This is a genomic window from Streptomyces sp. NPDC057939 (assembly GCF_042887545.1).
In the GTDB taxonomy this organism is placed as follows: Bacteria; Actinomycetota; Actinomycetes; order Streptomycetales; family Streptomycetaceae; genus Streptomyces.
Genome location: NZ_JBHVPG010000036.1, coordinates 76456 through 91404, shown reverse-complemented (window position 1 = coordinate 91404; position 14949 = coordinate 76456). Strand labels below are relative to the sequence as shown.

Below are 14949 nucleotides of genomic sequence, written 5' to 3'. Positions count from 1 at the left end.
CTCCGGGAGGGACGAGGAGCCGCTCGGGGGGTCGCGTCAGCGGTGGGTGAAGTCCGGGGACCTCTTGTCCACGAAGGCGCTCATGCCCTCCTTCTGGTCCGCGGTGGCGAAGACGGCGTGGAAGAGGCGGCGTTCGAAGCGGACGCCTTCGGCGAGGGTCGTCTCGAAGGCCCGGTTGACGGCCTCCTTGGCCATCATCGCGACGGGCGCGGACATGCCCGCGACCGTGTCGGCGACGGCCAGGGCCTCGTCCATCAGCCGGTCGGCCGGGACGATGCGGGAGACGAGTCCGGCCCGCTCCGCCTCGACGGCGTCCATGGTCCGGCCGGTGAGGCAGAGTTCCATGGCCTTGGCCTTGCCGACGGCCCGGGTCAGGCGCTGGGAGCCGCCGATCCCCGGGATGACGCCGAGTTTGATCTCGGGCTGGCCGAAGACCGCGGTGTCGGCGGCGAGCAGGATGTCGCAGAGCATGGCCAGTTCGCAGCCGCCGCCCAGGGCGTAGCCGGACACGGCGGCGACGGTGGGGGTGCGCAGGTCACCGAGGCGGTCCCAGGCGGTGAACCAGTCGGTGAGGTACATGTCCATGTACCCCTGGGGCTGCATCTCCTTGATGTCCGCGCCCGCCGCGAAGGCCTTGGCGGATCCGGTGAGGACGATGCACCCGACGTCCGGGTCGCGGTCGAGGGCCTCGGTCGCGGCCACGACCTCGTTCATCACCTGGAGGTTCAGCGCGTTGAGCGCCTTGGGCCGGTTGAGGGTGATGAGGGCGCTGCGGCCCTTGCGCTCGACGAGGATCGTCTCGTACTCGGTGGTTCCGGTCACTGGGTGGTTCCCTTCGGTGCTTCGGCCGCCGCGTCGCGCAGGACGTGGACGATTCCGGAGAAGTCCTGGTCGGCGCCGCCCGCCTCGGCGAACGCGGCGTACATGTCGGCGGCGCGCAGCCCGAGGCCGGCCTCGATGCCGCCGGCCCGCAGGGCGTTGGCGGCGAGGCCGAGGTCCTTGGCCATGAGCGGGGCGGCGAATCCGGGTCGGTAGTCGCGATTGGCGGGACTGGCCGGAACCGGTCCGGGGACGGGGCAGTTGGTGGTGAGCGCCCAGCACTGGCCGGAGGCGGTGGAGGCGACGTCGTACAGCGCCTGGTGCGAGAGGCCCAGGCTTTCGCCGAGGACGAAGGCCTCGCTGACGGCGATCATCGAGATGCCGAGGATCATGTTGTTGCAGATCTTCGCGGCCTGGCCCGCTCCCGGGCCCCCGCAGTGCACCGTCTTCCTGCCCATGGCCGCCAGTAGGGGTTCGGCCTCGGTGAACTCCGCCTCGCCGCCGCCCGCCATGAAGGTGAGGGTCGCCGCTTCGGCGCCCATCACCCCGCCCGACACGGGCGCGTCGAGGGCCCGCTGCCCGGCGCCGGCGGCCGCCTCGTGGGCGGCGCGGGCGTCGGCGACGTCGATGGTGGAACAGTCGATGAACAAGGTGCCGGGCTTGGCCGCCGCGAGCAGGCCCTCGTCACGGTAGAGGGCCAGGACGTGCCGGCCGGCGGGCAGCATGGTGATCACCACGTCGGCCGCGGCCGCGGCCGTCGACGCCGAGTCCACGATCTCCACCCCGGCCGCCGAGGCCGCGGCCAGGGCGTCCGGGACCAGGTCGAAGCCGAGGACGCGGTGGCCGGCCGCGACGAGGTTGGCGGCCATCGGGCCGCCCATGTGGCCGAGCCCGACGAAAGCGATGACGGTGGTCACCAGGGCACCTCCTGGAAGGAATCGGTGGCGGCGACGGCCGGGGCGCGGTCGTCTTCGAGCGGTGCGAAGTAGCGGGCCGTGTCGGCCTCCGTCACCTCGGAGAGCGTGGCGGGCGACCAGCGGGGGGCGCGGTCCTTGTCGATGACCTGGGCACGGATGCCCTCGACGAGGTCGTGCGAGGACAGGGTCGCGCAGGACACGCGGTACTCCTGCTCCAGCACCCGCTCCAGCGGTCCGAGCACGCGGGCCCGGCGCAGCGCGGCCAGGGTGACCTTGAGTGCCGTGGGGGACTTCGCGGCCAGGGTGGTCGCCGCCTGCTTCGCCGCCGGGAGGTCCGCGGCGAGGAGCCGGGCGATCACCTCCTCCACGGTGTCGACCGCGTAGCAGTGGTCGATCCACTCGCGGTGGGAGGCGAGTTCACCGGCGGGGGCGGCACCCACGTGCACGGCGAGGGCGTCGTGGACGCTGCCGTGGGCGAGGTCCGTGACCAGCGCTCCGAGCCGTTCGGCGGGGACGAAGTGGTCGGCGAGGCCGCAGAGCATCGCGTCGGCGGCGCCGACGGGCGCACCCGTCAGCGCCAGGTGGGTGCCGAGTTCGCCGGGCGCCAGGGCGAGGAGGTAGGTGCCGCCGACGTCGGGGACGAACCCGATGCCGGTCTCGGGCATGGCGACCCGGGAGCGTTCGGTGACGATCCGGACCGAGCCGTGGGCCGAGATGCCGACGCCGCCGCCCATGACGATGCCGTCCATCAGGGCGACGTACGGCTTCGGATAGCGGGCGATCAGCGCGTTGAGGCGGTACTCGTCGCGCCAGAAGGCCGCAGAGGCGGTGCCTCCCGTGCGGGCGTCCTCGTGGATGGCCCGGATGTCCCCGCCCGCGCAGAGCCCGCGCTCCCCCGCCCCGGAGATCACGACCGTCCGCACCGCGGGATCGTCGCGCCAGGCCGTCAGGGCTTCCTCGATCCGCAGCACCATGGGGTGGCTGAGGGCGTTGAGGGCCTTGGGACGGTTGAGGATCAGCCGTCCGGCCCCGCCCTCCACCCGGACGAGGACCTCGTCCTCCTCCCCGCTCATCGCAGTGCCTCCGTCAGGCCGCGGGCGACGATGACGCGCATGATCTCGTTGGTCCCTTCCAGGATCTGGTGCACACGGAGATCGCGGACGATCTTCTCGATGCCGTACTCGCTCAAATAGCCGTAGCCGCCGTGGAGTTGGAGCGCTTCGTTGGCGACGGCGAAGCCGGTGTCGGTGGCGAACCGCTTGGCCATCGCGCAGAGCTGCGCGGCCTGCGGGTCGGCGCGGTCCAGCGCCTCGGCGGCCGTACGGACCAGCGCGCGGGCGGCGGAGAGTTCGGTCGCCATGTCGGCGAGGCGGAACTGGAGCGCCTGTGCGTCCAGGAGCCGGGCCCCGAACGCCTCCCGGTCGGCCAGGTACGCGAGGCTGCGGTCCAGCGCGCTCTGGGCGCCGCCCAGGGAGCAGGCGGCGATGCCGAGGCGACCGCCGTTGAGGCCGTTCATGGCGATGCGGAAGCCGTCGCCCTCGGCGCCGAGCCGACGGTCGGCGGGGATCCGCACGCCGTCGAGGACGACCTGACGGGTGGGCTGGGCGTTCCAGCCCATCTTGTGCTCGTTGGGTCCGAAGGAGACCCCGGGGTCGTCGCGCTCGATGACGAACGCCGAGATGCCGCCGGATCCGCTGTCGCCGGTGCGGGCCATGACCACGTAGACGCCGGCGGCCCCGGCTCCGGAGATGAACTGCTTGACGCCCGTCAGGACGTAGTGCTCGCCGTCCCGTTCGGCACGGGTGCGCAGCGCGGCGGCGTCGGAGCCGGCGCCCGGCTCGGTGAGGCAGTAGCTGCCCAGGACGTCGGCGGTGCACAGGTCCGGCAGCCAGCGGCGGCGCTGGGCGGCGTCCCCGTACCGGTCGATCATCCAGGCGACCATGTTGTGGATGGAGAGGTAGCCGGCGATCGACGGGCAGCCGGTCGCCAGGGTCTCGAAGACGAGGACCCCGTCGGAGCGGGTGAGGCCGGAGCCGCCTTGCTCCTCGCGGACGTAGACACCGCCGAGGCCGAGCGAGGCCGCCCGGCGGATGACGTCGACGGGGAAGTGCTTGGCCTGGTCCCAGGCGACGGCGTGGGGGGCCAACTGCTCCTGGGCGAAGTCGAGGGTGACCTCGGCGAGGGCGAGCTGGTCCTCGGTGAGGGTGGTCACGGCGCTCATCCCATCGTCGGGATGGTGAAGCTCGCGCTCTCCTTGGCCCCGGAGGGCCAGCGCGAGGTGACGGTCTTGGTCCGGGTGTAGAAGCGGATCGAGTCGGGCCCGTGCTGGTTCAGGTCGCCGAAGCCGGACCGCTTCCAGCCGCCGAAGGTGTGGTAGGCGACGGGTACGGGGATCGGGACGTTGACCCCGACCATGCCGGCGCCGACGCGGCGGGTGAAGTCGCGTGCGGTGTCGCCGTCACGGGTGAAGATCGCGACGCCGTTGCCGTAGGGGTGCTCGGTGGGCAGGCGCAGCGCCTCCTCGTAGTCGGCGGCCCGGACCACGGACAGCACCGGGCCGAAGATCTCCTCGCGGTAGATCCGCATCTGCGGGGTGACGCGGTCGAAGAGGGTGGCTCCGGCGAAGTAGCCGTCCTCGTGGCCGGGCAGGGTGAACCCGCGTCCGTCGACGACGAGTTCGGCGCCCTCGGTGGCTCCGATGCCGACGTAGCGGTTCACCCGGTCGAGCGCGTCCCGGCTGACCAGGGGCCCGAAGTCGGCCTCGGGGTCGTCGGAGCGGCCGACGCGCAGGGTGGAGATGCGCTCCGCCAGCTTGGCCACCAGGGCGTTCGCGGTCTCCTCTCCGACGGGGACGGCGACGGCGATGGCCATGCAGCGCTCGCCCGCCGAGCCGTAGCCGGCGCCGATCAGTGCCTCCACGGCCTGGTCGAGGTCCGCGTCGGGCATCACGATCATGTGGTTCTTGGCGCCGCCGAAGCACTGGGCGCGCTTGCCGTGGGCCGCGGCGGTGGCATAGATGTGCGCGGCGATCGGGGTGGATCCGACGAAGCCGAGGGCCTGGACGCGAGGGTCCTCCAGGAGGGTGTCGACGGTCTCCTTGCCGCCGTTGACCACGTTGAGGACGCCGGGCGGCAGTCCGGCCTCCAGGAACAGTTCGGCCAGCCGCAGCGGGACGGACGGGTCCCGCTCGGAGGGCTTCAGGATGAAGGAGTTTCCGCAGGCCAGGGCGGGGGCGGCCTGCCAAAGGGGGATCATCGCGGGGAAGTTGAAGGGGGTGATGCCCGCGACGACGCCCAGCGGGGAACGCAGCGAGTGCACGTCGATCCCGGTGCCCGCGTTGTCGGTGAACTCACCCTTCAGCAGGTGCGGCACGCCGGCGGCGAACTCGACCACTTCCAGGCCGCGTTGCAGGTCGCCGTGGGCGTCCGCGACGGTCTTGCCGTGCTCGGAGGACAGCAGTCGGGCCAGGGAGTCCCGCTCGCCCTCGACGAGTTGGAGGAAGCGCAGCATGACGCGGGCGCGGCGCTGCGGGTTCCACTGCCCCCATTCCAGCTGCGCCTCCTCCGCGTTGGCGATCGCCGCCTCGGTGTCGGCGCGTCCGGCCAGGGGGACCCTGGCCTGCACCGTGCCGGTGTTGGGGTCGTACACGTCGGCGAAGAGACCGGACGTGCCGGTCGTGTGCTTGCCGCCGATGAAGTGGGTGAGTTCGCGGACCATCGAAGCCTGCTCTCGTCAGGTGAGGATCCGAGGAAGGCGCGGCGCGGGAGCGGTACGGCACCGATCGGGGTGCGGACCGCGGGTCCGACCGCGGGACAGGGAAGGCCCGGGGGCCTTCGTCGAGTCACGAACGCGAGGACAGGGCCTCATGGTTCGGGGACTCCGCCGGATCACCTGGGCCGTGGTCACGTACCGGTGCCATGCGTGTCTGCTCCATCCTCGTGGACAACACGGATCACCCCGCGGCCGGTATCCTGACTCCCGGATCAACGCGTGCTCTCCGGCCTTCCCGACGGATGGATCCCGTCAGTGGCCTGACCTGCTGAAGAGCACACTTCCCAGTCACAGTGGCGGGACCGCGCCGGATTCACACCGGCTTCCCTGCACCGCGGGCTTGTCACGAACATATAGTTGGACGTCCTAGTAAGTCCACCCCCCACCCCCGGCGGGGCCGCGCGAAAACCCCGCCGCCCCGAAGGGGTCCCGTTGGTACGGTGCGCCGATGCCGACGACAAGGACGTTCCAGGTCACCTTCGACTGCGCGGAGCCCGAGCGGCTCGCCCGCTTCTGGTGCGAGGTGTTGGGGTACGTCGTACCGCCGCCCCCGGCGGGGTTCGCCACCTGGGACGATTTCAACGTCTCACAGCCGGCCGAGCAGCGGGATTCCCGGTTCGCCTGCCATGACCCCTCGGGCGTGGGTCCGGGGCTGTACTTCCGGCGCGTCCCCGAGGGAAAGGCCGCCAAGAACCGGCTGCACCTCGATGTGCGGGTCGGCACCGGGCTCGTCGGCGAGGAGCGACTCGCCGCTCTGGAGGCCGAGTGCGCACGGCTCGTCCCGCTCGGCGCGGTGCACGTGCGCACCCTGTACGACGGCAACGACGCGTGCATCCCGATGCTGGACATCGAGGGCAACGAGTTCTGCGTCGACTGAGCGGTCCGGGGCGCGGAGCGCGCCGGCCCGTCACGGCCCGGGTCGGGCCCCGGCTCACCGGTCCGGGTCGGCGACCCGGTACGGGACGAAGGTGCTGGAGTTCTCGTCGACGGCGAGCGGCCGCCCGAGCGGCGGGACGGCGCGCTGCGGGCAGTCGAGCCGCTCGCAGAGGCGACAGCCCATGCCGATGGGGGTGGCCGCGGCCGTGTTGTCCAGGTCGATCCCGTCGGAGTAGACCAGCCGGGAGGCGTGCCGGATCTCGCAGCCGAGACCGATGGCGAAGGTCTTGCCCGGCTCCCCCCAGCCTCCGCGGTGGCGGGTGACGGCGCGGGCGGTCCACAGGTACCGCCGACCGTCGGGCATGGCGGCCACCTGCACGTGGATCCGGCCGGGCGCGGCGAAGGCCTCGTAGACGTTCCACAGCGGGCAGGTACCGCCCGCACGGGAGAAGTGGAATCCGGTGGCGGACTGCCGCTTGGACATGTTCCCGGCCCGGTCGACGCGGACGAAGGAGAAGGGCACCCCGCGCAGCCTGGGGCGTTGCAGAGTACTGAGGCGGTGGCAGACGGTCTCGTAGCCGAGGCCGAAGTGGTCGGTGAGTCGCTCGATGTCGTAGCGGAACTCCTCGGCGGCCGTGTGGAAGGCCCGGTACGGAAGGATCAGGGCGGCGGCGAAGTAGTTCGCGATGCCGATCCGGGCCAGCGCGTGCGGCGTCGACCCCGCGGGGAAGTCCTCCGCCGCCAGCCGGTCCAGTTCGCCGCCGTACTCCAGGAACGCCAGTTGCGTGGCCATCCGGAAGGCCTGCTGGCCCGGTCGCAGCCGGGCGGACAGATGCAGTACCCGGCCCGAGTCGTCGTAGTGGTGCAGCCGCTCCGAGTCGGCGCTCACCCGGACCCCGTGGCGGTCCGCGAGCCGCGCCGAGAGGGCGCGGACGACCTCACCGGGCCGAATCCGGATGGTACGGGCCAGCTCCTCGGCCGCGAGGTCGGTGTCGTGGAGGTAGTTCTGGCGCCGGTAGAAGAACTCGCGGATCTCCTCGTGCGGCGAGCGCGGCGATCCGGCGCCCGGGTCCCCGTCCCGCCCGTCGGCGGAACCGGCCAGCCGCTCGGCCAGCAACTGGCCGCGGCGGCCCAGGTCGAGCAGCACCTGAGCGACGGCCGGCATCCGGGAGGCCAGCTCGGCCAGGTCCGAGGTGGATACCCTCGCCTCGGCCACCTCACCGGCCAGCGCCTCCCTCAGGTCCGCGACCAGCCGACTGGTGTCGCGTTCGGAGAAGAAGCCCGGATCGACGCCGAAGGCCTCGGTCAGCCGCAGGAGCACCGGCACGGTCAGCGGGCGGGAGTCGTGCTCCATCTGGTTGAGGTAGCTGGGCGAGATGGCCAGCACCCGGGCCAGTTCGGCCTGGGACATCCGCCGTTCCTCCCGCAGTCTCCGCAACCGCGTGCCCGCGTACGTCTTGCTCACCGCGCCTCCCTCGTTCCGTGCACCACCCTATGCGGGAGGCGATGACTCGGACCCTTCGCAAACTTGACAAACGGCGTCGAGAAGATTCGCAGAAGTTGGCAGACGTCCACGCTTGATGGCACTGGGTGCCACTGCGAGAGTCGTCCTGCGGCCCGCCGGACCAGGCGGATCCGGACGGGGGAACCGGGCCCGAATCACGCCCTGATGTCGGACACCCCGGCAGCTCCCGGCTGATGGATCGACAACATTGCTCACTCGTTCCAGGTCAGGAACGGCGGGCCGCGATCCGATATGGCACGTGGTGCCACAGCTTCGCACCTATGGCGTGCGAGGACGTTGAAGCGACTCATGGAGACGGTGACGGTCATGGCAGAGGCGAACACGACGGCGGCGGCCGAGATGCTCAGGCAGCGGTGGGCCGACGACCCGCGGTGGGCGGGCATCGAGCGCACCTTCACGGCCGAGGACGTGGTGCGGCTCTCCGGCAGCGTCCGCGAGGAGCACACCCTGGCCCGGCGCGGCGCCGAGCGGCTGTGGCGGCAGCTCCACGAGCAGGACTACATCCACGCGCTCGGCGCGCTCACCGGCGGGCAGGCCGTCCAGCAGGTGCGGGCCGGTCTGCAGGCGATCTACCTCTCCGGCTGGCAGGTCGCCGCCGATGCCAACCAGGCCGGTCACACCTACCCGGACCAGAGCCTGTACCCGGTCAACTCGGTCCCCCAGGTGGTCCGGCGGATCAACAACGCGCTGCTGCGCGCCGACCAGATCGCCACCGCCGAGGGCGGCTCGGACACCACGGACTGGCTGGCGCCGATCGTCGCCGACGCCGAGGCCGGCTTCGGCGGCCCGCTGAACGCCTTCGAGTTGACCAAGGCGATGATCGCAGCGGGCGCGGCCGGCATCCACTACGAGGACCAGCTCGCGTCCGAGAAGAAGTGCGGCCACCTCGGCGGCAAGGTCCTCGTCCCCACCGCCCAGCACGTCCGCACCCTGAACGCGGCCCGCCTGGCGGCCGACATCGCCGACACCCCGACGCTGATCATCGCCCGTACGGACGCCCTCGCCGCGACCCTGCTGACCAGCGACGTCGACGAGCGCGACGCCGAGTTCTGCACCGGCGAACGCACCGCCGAGGGCTTCTACCACGTCCGGAACGGCATGGCCCCGGTCATCGCCCGCGGCCTGGCGTACGCCCCGTACGCGGACCTCATCTGGGTGGAGACCGGCACCCCGGACCTGGCCCAGGCCCGCGAGTTCGCCGAGGCGATCCACGCGCGGTACCCGGACCAGATGCTCGCCTACAACTGCTCGCCCTCCTTCAACTGGAAGGCGGCCCTGGACGACGACGGGATCGCCAAGTTCCAGCGCGAGCTCGGTGCCATGGGCTACCGCTTCCAGTTCATCACCCTGGCCGGCTTCCACTCGCTCAACCACGGCATGTTCGACCTCGCCCGCGGCTACGCCGAGCACGGCATGACCGCCTACGTCGACCTCCAGGAGCGGGAGTTCGCCGCCCAGGCGCAGGGCTTCACGGCGGTCAAGCACCAGCGCGAGGTCGGCACCGGCTACTTCGACCTGGTCTCCACGGCCGTCAACCCGGCCTCCTCCACGACGGCGCTCTCCGGCTCCACCGAGGAAGAGCAGTTCCACTAAGACCTCCCGCATCCGGCAGGGCCCGCCCGCCGGCCGTCGTCCGAAGGCGCCCGAGGCTCCCCCCTCGGGCGCCGGCCACCCACGCCGAGGAGCAGAACCGCATGTCATCCACGTCCCTGACCGCCGGTGTCCGAGTCCTCGGCACACCGGGCGAGCGCCACGAGGAGATCCTCACCCCGGCGGCGCTCGACTTCATCGCCCGGCTCGACGCCGCGTTCACGGGCCGCCGTGCGGAGATCCTCAAGGAACGGCAGCGCCGGTCCGCCCACCTGGCCTCGGGCACGCCCCTGGACTTCTCCCGTGCCACCTCGGCGATCCGCGCCGACGCCGACTGGCGGGTCGCCCCGCCCGCGCCCGGCCTCACCGATCGGCGCGTCGAGATCACCGGCCCGCCCGAGCGGCGAATGGCCGTCAACGCCCTGAACTCCGGCGCCAAGGTGTGGATGGCCGACTTCGAGGACGCCACCGCCCCCACGTGGAACAACGTCATCGGCGGTCAGCTCACCCTGCTCGACGCCATCGAGCGGCGCATCGACTTCACCACCCCGGAGGGCAAGGAGTACCGCCTCGGCACGGACCTCGCCACGATCATGGTCCGACCCCGCGGTTGGCACCTCCTCGAAGAGCACCTGGAGATCGACGGCCGGCCCGTGCCGGCCTCGCTGGTCGACTTCGGCCTGTACTTCTTCCACTGCGCTCGGCGGCAGATCGACGCCGGGTACGGCCCGTACTTCTACCTCCCGAAGTTGGAGAACCGGTACGAGGCACGGCTGTGGAACGACGTCTTCGTGCTGGCCCAGGAACTCCTCGGCATTCCCCGCGGCACCGTCCGGGCGACCGTCCTCATCGAGACGATCACGGCCGCCTTCGAGATGGAGGAGATCCTCCACGAGTTGCGCGAGCACAGCGCGGGACTGAACGCCGGCCGCTGGGACTACCTCTTCAGCCTCATCAAGACCTTCGGCCACCGCACCGACTTCCAACTGCCCGACCGCGCCGCCGTCACCATGACCGCCCCGTTCATGAGGGCCTACACCGAACTCCTCGTCCGCACCTGCCACAGGCGCGGCGCCCACGCCATCGGCGGGATGGCCGCCCACGTCCCCAGCAAGGACCCGGAGGCGAACGGAGCCGCTCTCGCCAAGGTCCGGCTCGACAAGGAGCGCGAGGCCGAGGACGGTTTCGACGGCTCCTGGGTGGCCCACCCGGGGCTGGTCCCCGTCTGCCGCGAGGTCTTCACGGGCGTGCTGGGACCGCGGCCGAACCAACTGGACCGGACCCGGGAGGACGTCGAGGTCACCGCCGCCGATCTGCTGTCCGTACGTCGGATCGCCGCGCCGCCCACCCAGGAGGGGATCCGCTCGAACGTCGCCGTGGCCCTGCGCTACTTCGACGCGTGGCTGCGGGGCAGCGGCGCCGTGGCCCTGTACGGGCTGATGGAGGACGCCGCGACCGCCGAGATCGCCCGCGTCCAGATATGGCAGTGGCTCCGCCACGACCGGGTGGACCGGGCGACGCTCCTCGACCTCCTCGACTCCGAGTGCGCCGCGCTGGAGGACGAGGACCCCGAGGCCCTCGTCCTCGACGCCCGCGAGGTCTTCGTGGACGGCGCGCTGTCCGGGCGGCTCCCCGCCTTCTTCACCCCCGAGACGTACACCCGTCACCTCGTCCGCCGCGCCACCGCGCCGGTGACCGCGTGAACGCCCCCGTACGGCCGTCGAACGGGATCCGCCGGGTCGGGATCGTCGGTGGCGGACAGATGGGTGCGGGCATCGCGGAGGTGTGCGCCCGGGCCGGCCTGGACACCGTCGTCGCCGAAGCCGACGCGGGCGCCGCCCGCGCCGCCCGGGAGCGGATGGCCGTCTCCCTGGAACGCGCCGTCCAGCGCGGCAAGCTCGACCGGATCTCCGCCGAGGACGCCCTGGCCCGGCTGCTGTTCACCAGCGACCTCGACGACCTGGCGGACCGCCAGTTGGTCGTCGAGGCCGTCACGGAGAGCGCCGACGCCAAGATCGAGGTCTTCACCGCCCTCGACAAGATCGTGAAGGACCCGGAGGCGATCCTCGCCACCAACACCTCCGCCATCCCCGTCATGCGGCTCGGCATGGCGACCGGTCGCGCGGACCACGTGGTGGGCCTGCACTTCTTCAACCCGGTACCGGTGATGCCGTTGGTCGAGATCGTCTCCTCCCTGCACACCGCCGCGCACGTGTCCGACACCGTCGAGGCCTTCGTCGGCGAGGGCCTGGGCAAGACCGCGATCCGCTCCCGGGACCGGGCCGGCTTCGTCGTCAACGCCCTGCTGATCCCCTATCTGCTCGCCGCCGTCCGCATGGCCGAGTCGGGGTTCGCGAGCGCCTCCGACATCGACAACGGCATGGTCCTGGGCTGCGCCCATCCGATGGGCCCGCTCAAGCTGGCCGACCTCATCGGCCTCGACACCGTCGCCGCCATCGCCGGATCCCTGTACGACGAGTTCAAGGAACCCCTCTACGCCCCGCCCCCGCTCCTGCGGCGGATGGTCCAAGCGGGGCTGCTCGGCCGCAAGACCGGCCGCGGGTTCCACACGTACGGCCGGGACTGAGGGTCCCGGCGCGCCGCCCGGGCTCTGAGGGTGCCCCGGCAGCTGAGGAAGGAGCGGGGCGCGACGAGTGGTGTCGTCACGCCCCGCTCCGCCGCGTTCCCGGGATCCACTTACGGCGCGCGCCCACGACACCGTACGATGCGTTCTGCTCCGGCCCGTTCGGCGGAGCCCACAACCGAATGCACGCATGCCTGGGGGAAGCCGGTGGGAATCCGGCGCTGACCTGCAACCGTGAACGGGGCCTCGTGCGCCGTGAGTCGGAGTACCCGGGGTGCGATGTGAACTGCTTCCCACTGTCATGGTCTGCAGCGCGAAGCCCCCAGCCCGGGCCGGCACCCCCGGCCGTTTCCCGAGGGAGGCGGTCGGGGGTGGGCGCGTGGGTCGGAGGGATCGTCGGCGCGGACCGTCATCCCTTCCTGGAAGAAGGCATTCCATGCGCCCGACCCTCGCCCGCCGCTCCGTGATCACCACGGTCGCCCTCGGTCTCGCCCTCGCCTGCGCCCCGGCCGCGGCGCAGGCCGCCCCGAAGCCGAACACGAACGCGGCCGTCAAGGTCGAGCTCACGGTCCAGGGCCCGAACGGGCTGCTGTTCAAGGGCAGGATCAAGACCAAGGGCCACGACGTCACCACCGCCACCGGTGGCACCCACAAGTGCGACGGCACCAACGGCGGCGCCAACCCGTCCAAGGTCCCCACGCCGACCGCCGCCCTCGACGACGCCGCCCACAAGAAGGGCTTCACCTGGGACGGGACCTGGTACTCGTCCTTCGACGACTTCTCCGTCGACACCATAAAGAACGTCAGCGGCGGCGGCACCGCCTACTGGAGCATCTCCGTCAACGGCACTCCGACGCCGATCGGCGGCTGCCAGTTCAAGATCAGCGCGGGTGACCAGGTGGCCTTCACTTGGACGTCCTTCTGACCCGATCGCGATCACCCGACACACGGCGGTGAGGGCCGCGAGCCCCGTGGCTCGCGGCCCTCACCTGCGGCGGACCGTCAGACGCCCCACCGCAGCGCGATGGTGTCGCCCACGTTGATGACCTTCTCGCGCAGCGCCCCGGCGAAGGAGGAACCGTCGACGCCGACCTTCCACGTGTTCGAGCCGCTGTTGGCCTTGCCGTTGACCGTGGTGATGGTCCCGGTCCCGGAGGAGGGGGTCACCCCCGTGACGCAACCAGACGGGGTGGCGCCGCCCACGGCGGCCGCCAGGACGTCCCCGAGGGTGGTGGTCGCGCCGGTCGGGGTGAACGCGACGGAGCAGACCTTGAGGTTGCCGGCGCCGTCGTCGACGGTCAGCGCCAACTTCGTCGCCGTACCGGCGGTGAAGGTGGACTGGGCGACCCACTGCGGAGCACCGGGGGTCACCGGCACCGGCGGAGCCGTGGTGAAACCGCCGCCCGCGACCGCGCGCAGCGCGTCGATGGAGGCGTAGGCCGTGGGGCTGGTGTCCGCGGGCTTGTACTTGAAGCCGCCCGCCGGGTTGTACTGGTTGGCGATCAGGAAGTCGATCGGCGTCTTGCCGCTGCCGGTGAGGAAGTCGCCCGTCTGCGGGTTGAAACCGCAGGCGTTCAACCCGGCGACGCCCCAGCCGTTGGAGCTGGTGTTGACTCCGTAGAGCGAGTTGAACGCGCCGCTGCCGGGAACCAGGGTGCCCTTGAGGAAGTTCTTCGCCCGGACGACGTCCGTGTCGGTGTTCGGGACTCCGGAGACGCACAGGGCGGCCATGGCGGCGCCGGTCATGTCGACGTCGCTCGCGGAGTTCAGGACGGTGGGGTTGCCCTCGCCCTTCTGGTAGGTCCAGCCGCCGTCCACGTGCTGGTTGGCGCGGATGCGGGTGACGAGGGAGTCCGTCAGCGCCTGCGGAATCCGGTTCGCGCCGCCCTGGGTCTTGGCCCCCCGCAGCGAGAGCGCGGCGAAGACCGTGCCGTTGAAGTTCCCCGACGGACCGAAGTAGCCCGGCTCCGCCGTCTGCCAGTAGGAGTAGATGTTCGCGACGAGGTTGCGGGAGGCCGAGACGCGGGCCGGGTCGATGCCGGCGGCGTAGGCGTTGAGGGTGCCGCGCTCGTAGTCCGTGACGACCGGGGAGGCCTGCGGCCAGCCCGCCGTCGACAGGAGGTTGCGGTAGACGGTCCGGGCGTTCTTCGTCGTGTCGCCCCCCGGGTGGACGTCGACCACGGCCGTACCGGTGGCCGCGAACGCGCTGAACGCCCACTCGTTGGACAGGCCGGCGCCCGCGTACGAACCATCGGCCGCCTGGAGGGACTTGAGGTACGTCACACCGTTCGTCCTGGACGTGGCGATCTGCGCGGGCGACGAGGTGGCGAAGGCGGGCAGCGCGGTGAGGACGAGGGCGCCGAGCGCGGCGGGCACCGCGAGCGTGAGGCGGCGGGAGGTACGGGGACGGGACATGGCCTGCTCCTGGAATGAGGGACGCCGACCTGACCGGGGCTCGTGCGGGCGGGCAGCCCGGAGCGCGGTGGCGGCCGTCCGAACGCGTGGTACGGCTTGTGCAATGCCTCGCCACACGGGCATTCGGGCTCGGAAACGGCCCCCTGCCGTCCCACACCGCTGCGCGTCAGCCCCGGATTCGCACCGGCTTCCCCCACGTGGCAGCCCAGGACGCTACCCGAGTGATCAAGGGTCCGCCAGCCACCGCGGACGGCGTCGCCGGCGCGGTGGTCGAGCCCGCCGCCGTGAGACGCAGACCACCTTGACGCTGTCTTTATCCGCGTGTTCCACTCCGACTGATAAGCACTCAGCTCCAGGGGAAGCCGGTCGAATTCCGGCGCTGACCCGCAACCGTAGGCCCGGCACCGTCCGGGCGAGTCGGAATGCCTGGAGCCAGGTTTTGCAGCGAGAAG

12 protein-coding genes and 4 riboswitches are annotated in these 14949 nt (G+C 71.7%); of the genes, 5 read left to right on the top strand and 7 right to left on the bottom strand.

The window, feature by feature from the left end; genetic code table 11:
- Positions 1 to 36: 36 nt before the first annotated feature.
- From ACFVS6_RS30235 to ACFVS6_RS30215, 5 genes are read right to left on the bottom strand one after another with little or no spacing between them, the layout of a single operon-like run.
- The gene (locus ACFVS6_RS30235; protein WP_389708798.1) at positions 37 to 822 is read right to left on the bottom strand and encodes an enoyl-CoA hydratase; all 786 of its coding nucleotides are present in this window, start codon (positions 820 to 822) and stop codon (positions 37 to 39) included.
- Positions 819 to 1736 carry a 3-hydroxyisobutyrate dehydrogenase gene (gene mmsB / locus ACFVS6_RS30230; protein WP_389708797.1) on the bottom strand — a complete coding sequence of 306 codons (918 nt, stop codon included), beginning with the start codon at positions 1734 to 1736 and terminating at the stop codon, positions 819 to 821. Before mmsB ends, ACFVS6_RS30235 begins: the two co-directional genes overlap by 4 nt.
- Entirely contained in the window at positions 1733 to 2809 is a 1077-nt protein-coding gene (locus ACFVS6_RS30225; RefSeq protein ID WP_389708796.1) for an enoyl-CoA hydratase/isomerase family protein, read from the bottom strand. Before ACFVS6_RS30225 ends, mmsB begins: the two co-directional genes overlap by 4 nt.
- Positions 2806 to 3957, bottom strand: coding sequence for an acyl-CoA dehydrogenase family protein (locus tag ACFVS6_RS30220; protein WP_389708794.1), 1152 nt, complete (start codon positions 3955 to 3957; stop codon positions 2806 to 2808). Before ACFVS6_RS30220 ends, ACFVS6_RS30225 begins: the two co-directional genes overlap by 4 nt.
- The gene (locus tag ACFVS6_RS30215) at positions 3954 to 5453 is read right to left on the bottom strand and encodes a CoA-acylating methylmalonate-semialdehyde dehydrogenase (protein ID WP_389708792.1); all 1500 of its coding nucleotides are present in this window, start codon (positions 5451 to 5453) and stop codon (positions 3954 to 3956) included. The genes ACFVS6_RS30220 and ACFVS6_RS30215 overlap by 4 nt, the downstream gene beginning before the upstream one ends.
- A 226-nt stretch (positions 5454 to 5679) precedes the next feature.
- A riboswitch (cobalamin riboswitch) is annotated at positions 5680 to 5859 on the bottom strand.
- A 96-nt stretch (positions 5860 to 5955) separates the two neighbouring features.
- Between ACFVS6_RS30215 and ACFVS6_RS30210 the strand changes: the two genes are divergently transcribed.
- A complete protein-coding gene (locus ACFVS6_RS30210) occupies positions 5956 to 6384 on the top strand; it encodes a VOC family protein (protein WP_389708790.1) in 429 nt (142 codons plus the stop codon).
- 54 nt (positions 6385 to 6438) lie between these two features.
- Here the strand turns inward: ACFVS6_RS30210 and ACFVS6_RS30205 are convergent, their stop codons facing one another.
- Positions 6439 to 7848, bottom strand: a complete 1410-nt coding sequence (locus ACFVS6_RS30205; RefSeq protein WP_389708788.1) for a short-chain fatty acyl-CoA regulator family protein — start codon at positions 7846 to 7848, stop codon at positions 6439 to 6441.
- A gap of 366 nt (positions 7849 to 8214) precedes the next feature.
- Here ACFVS6_RS30205 and aceA point away from each other — a divergent pair, with 366 nt between their 5' ends.
- The 4 genes from aceA to ACFVS6_RS30185 all read left to right on the top strand — a co-directional run bounded on the left by aceA (position 8215) and on the right by ACFVS6_RS30185 (position 13007).
- Entirely contained in the window at positions 8215 to 9501 is a 1287-nt protein-coding gene (gene aceA / locus ACFVS6_RS30200) for an isocitrate lyase (RefSeq protein ID WP_389708786.1), read from the top strand.
- Between the two features lie 101 nt (positions 9502 to 9602).
- Complete coding sequence (gene aceB / locus ACFVS6_RS30195) at positions 9603 to 11201, top strand: malate synthase A (RefSeq protein ID WP_389708784.1); 1599 nt, start codon at positions 9603 to 9605, stop codon at positions 11199 to 11201.
- Positions 11198 to 12085 (top strand): 3-hydroxybutyryl-CoA dehydrogenase, encoded by an 888-nt coding sequence (locus ACFVS6_RS30190; protein ID WP_389708782.1) that lies wholly within the window; start codon positions 11198 to 11200, stop codon positions 12083 to 12085. Before aceB ends, ACFVS6_RS30190 begins: the two co-directional genes overlap by 4 nt.
- 194 nt (positions 12086 to 12279) lie before the next feature.
- A riboswitch (cobalamin riboswitch) is annotated at positions 12280 to 12353 on the top strand.
- Between the two features lie 165 nt (positions 12354 to 12518).
- A complete protein-coding gene (locus ACFVS6_RS30185) occupies positions 12519 to 13007 on the top strand; it encodes a DUF4430 domain-containing protein (protein ID WP_389708780.1) in 489 nt (162 codons plus the stop codon).
- Positions 13008 to 13084: 77 nt separating this feature from the next.
- On the opposite strand, the gene ACFVS6_RS30180 is transcribed toward ACFVS6_RS30185, so the two are convergent.
- Positions 13085 to 14497, bottom strand: coding sequence for a hypothetical protein (locus tag ACFVS6_RS30180; RefSeq protein ID WP_389708779.1), 1413 nt, complete (start codon positions 14495 to 14497; stop codon positions 13085 to 13087).
- Positions 14498 to 14614: 117 nt separating this feature from the next.
- A riboswitch (cobalamin riboswitch) is annotated at positions 14615 to 14691 on the bottom strand.
- Positions 14692 to 14804: 113 nt separating this feature from the next.
- A riboswitch (cobalamin riboswitch) is annotated at positions 14805 to 14946 on the top strand.
- The last annotated feature ends 3 nt before the right edge of the window (positions 14947 to 14949 follow it).

Excerpts from the sequence above, each read along its gene's own strand:
- ACFVS6_RS30225 (WP_389708796.1), bottom strand. The coding sequence starts at position 2,809 with ATGAGCGGGGAGGAGGACGAGGTCCTCGTCCGGGTGGAGGGCGGGGCC.
- ACFVS6_RS30220 (WP_389708794.1), bottom strand. The coding sequence starts at position 3,957 with ATGAGCGCCGTGACCACCCTCACCGAGGACCAGCTCGCCCTCGCCGAG.
- ACFVS6_RS30215 (WP_389708792.1), bottom strand. The coding sequence starts at position 5,453 with ATGGTCCGCGAACTCACCCACTTCATCGGCGGCAAGCACACGACCGGC.
- ACFVS6_RS30210 (WP_389708790.1), top strand. The coding sequence starts at position 5,956 with ATGCCGACGACAAGGACGTTCCAGGTCACCTTCGACTGCGCGGAGCCC.
- aceA (WP_389708786.1), top strand. The coding sequence starts at position 8,215 with ATGGCAGAGGCGAACACGACGGCGGCGGCCGAGATGCTCAGGCAGCGG.
- aceB (WP_389708784.1), top strand. The coding sequence starts at position 9,603 with ATGTCATCCACGTCCCTGACCGCCGGTGTCCGAGTCCTCGGCACACCG.
- ACFVS6_RS30185 (WP_389708780.1), top strand. The coding sequence starts at position 12,519 with ATGCGCCCGACCCTCGCCCGCCGCTCCGTGATCACCACGGTCGCCCTC.
- ACFVS6_RS30180 (WP_389708779.1), bottom strand. The coding sequence starts at position 14,497 with ATGTCCCGTCCCCGTACCTCCCGCCGCCTCACGCTCGCGGTGCCCGCC.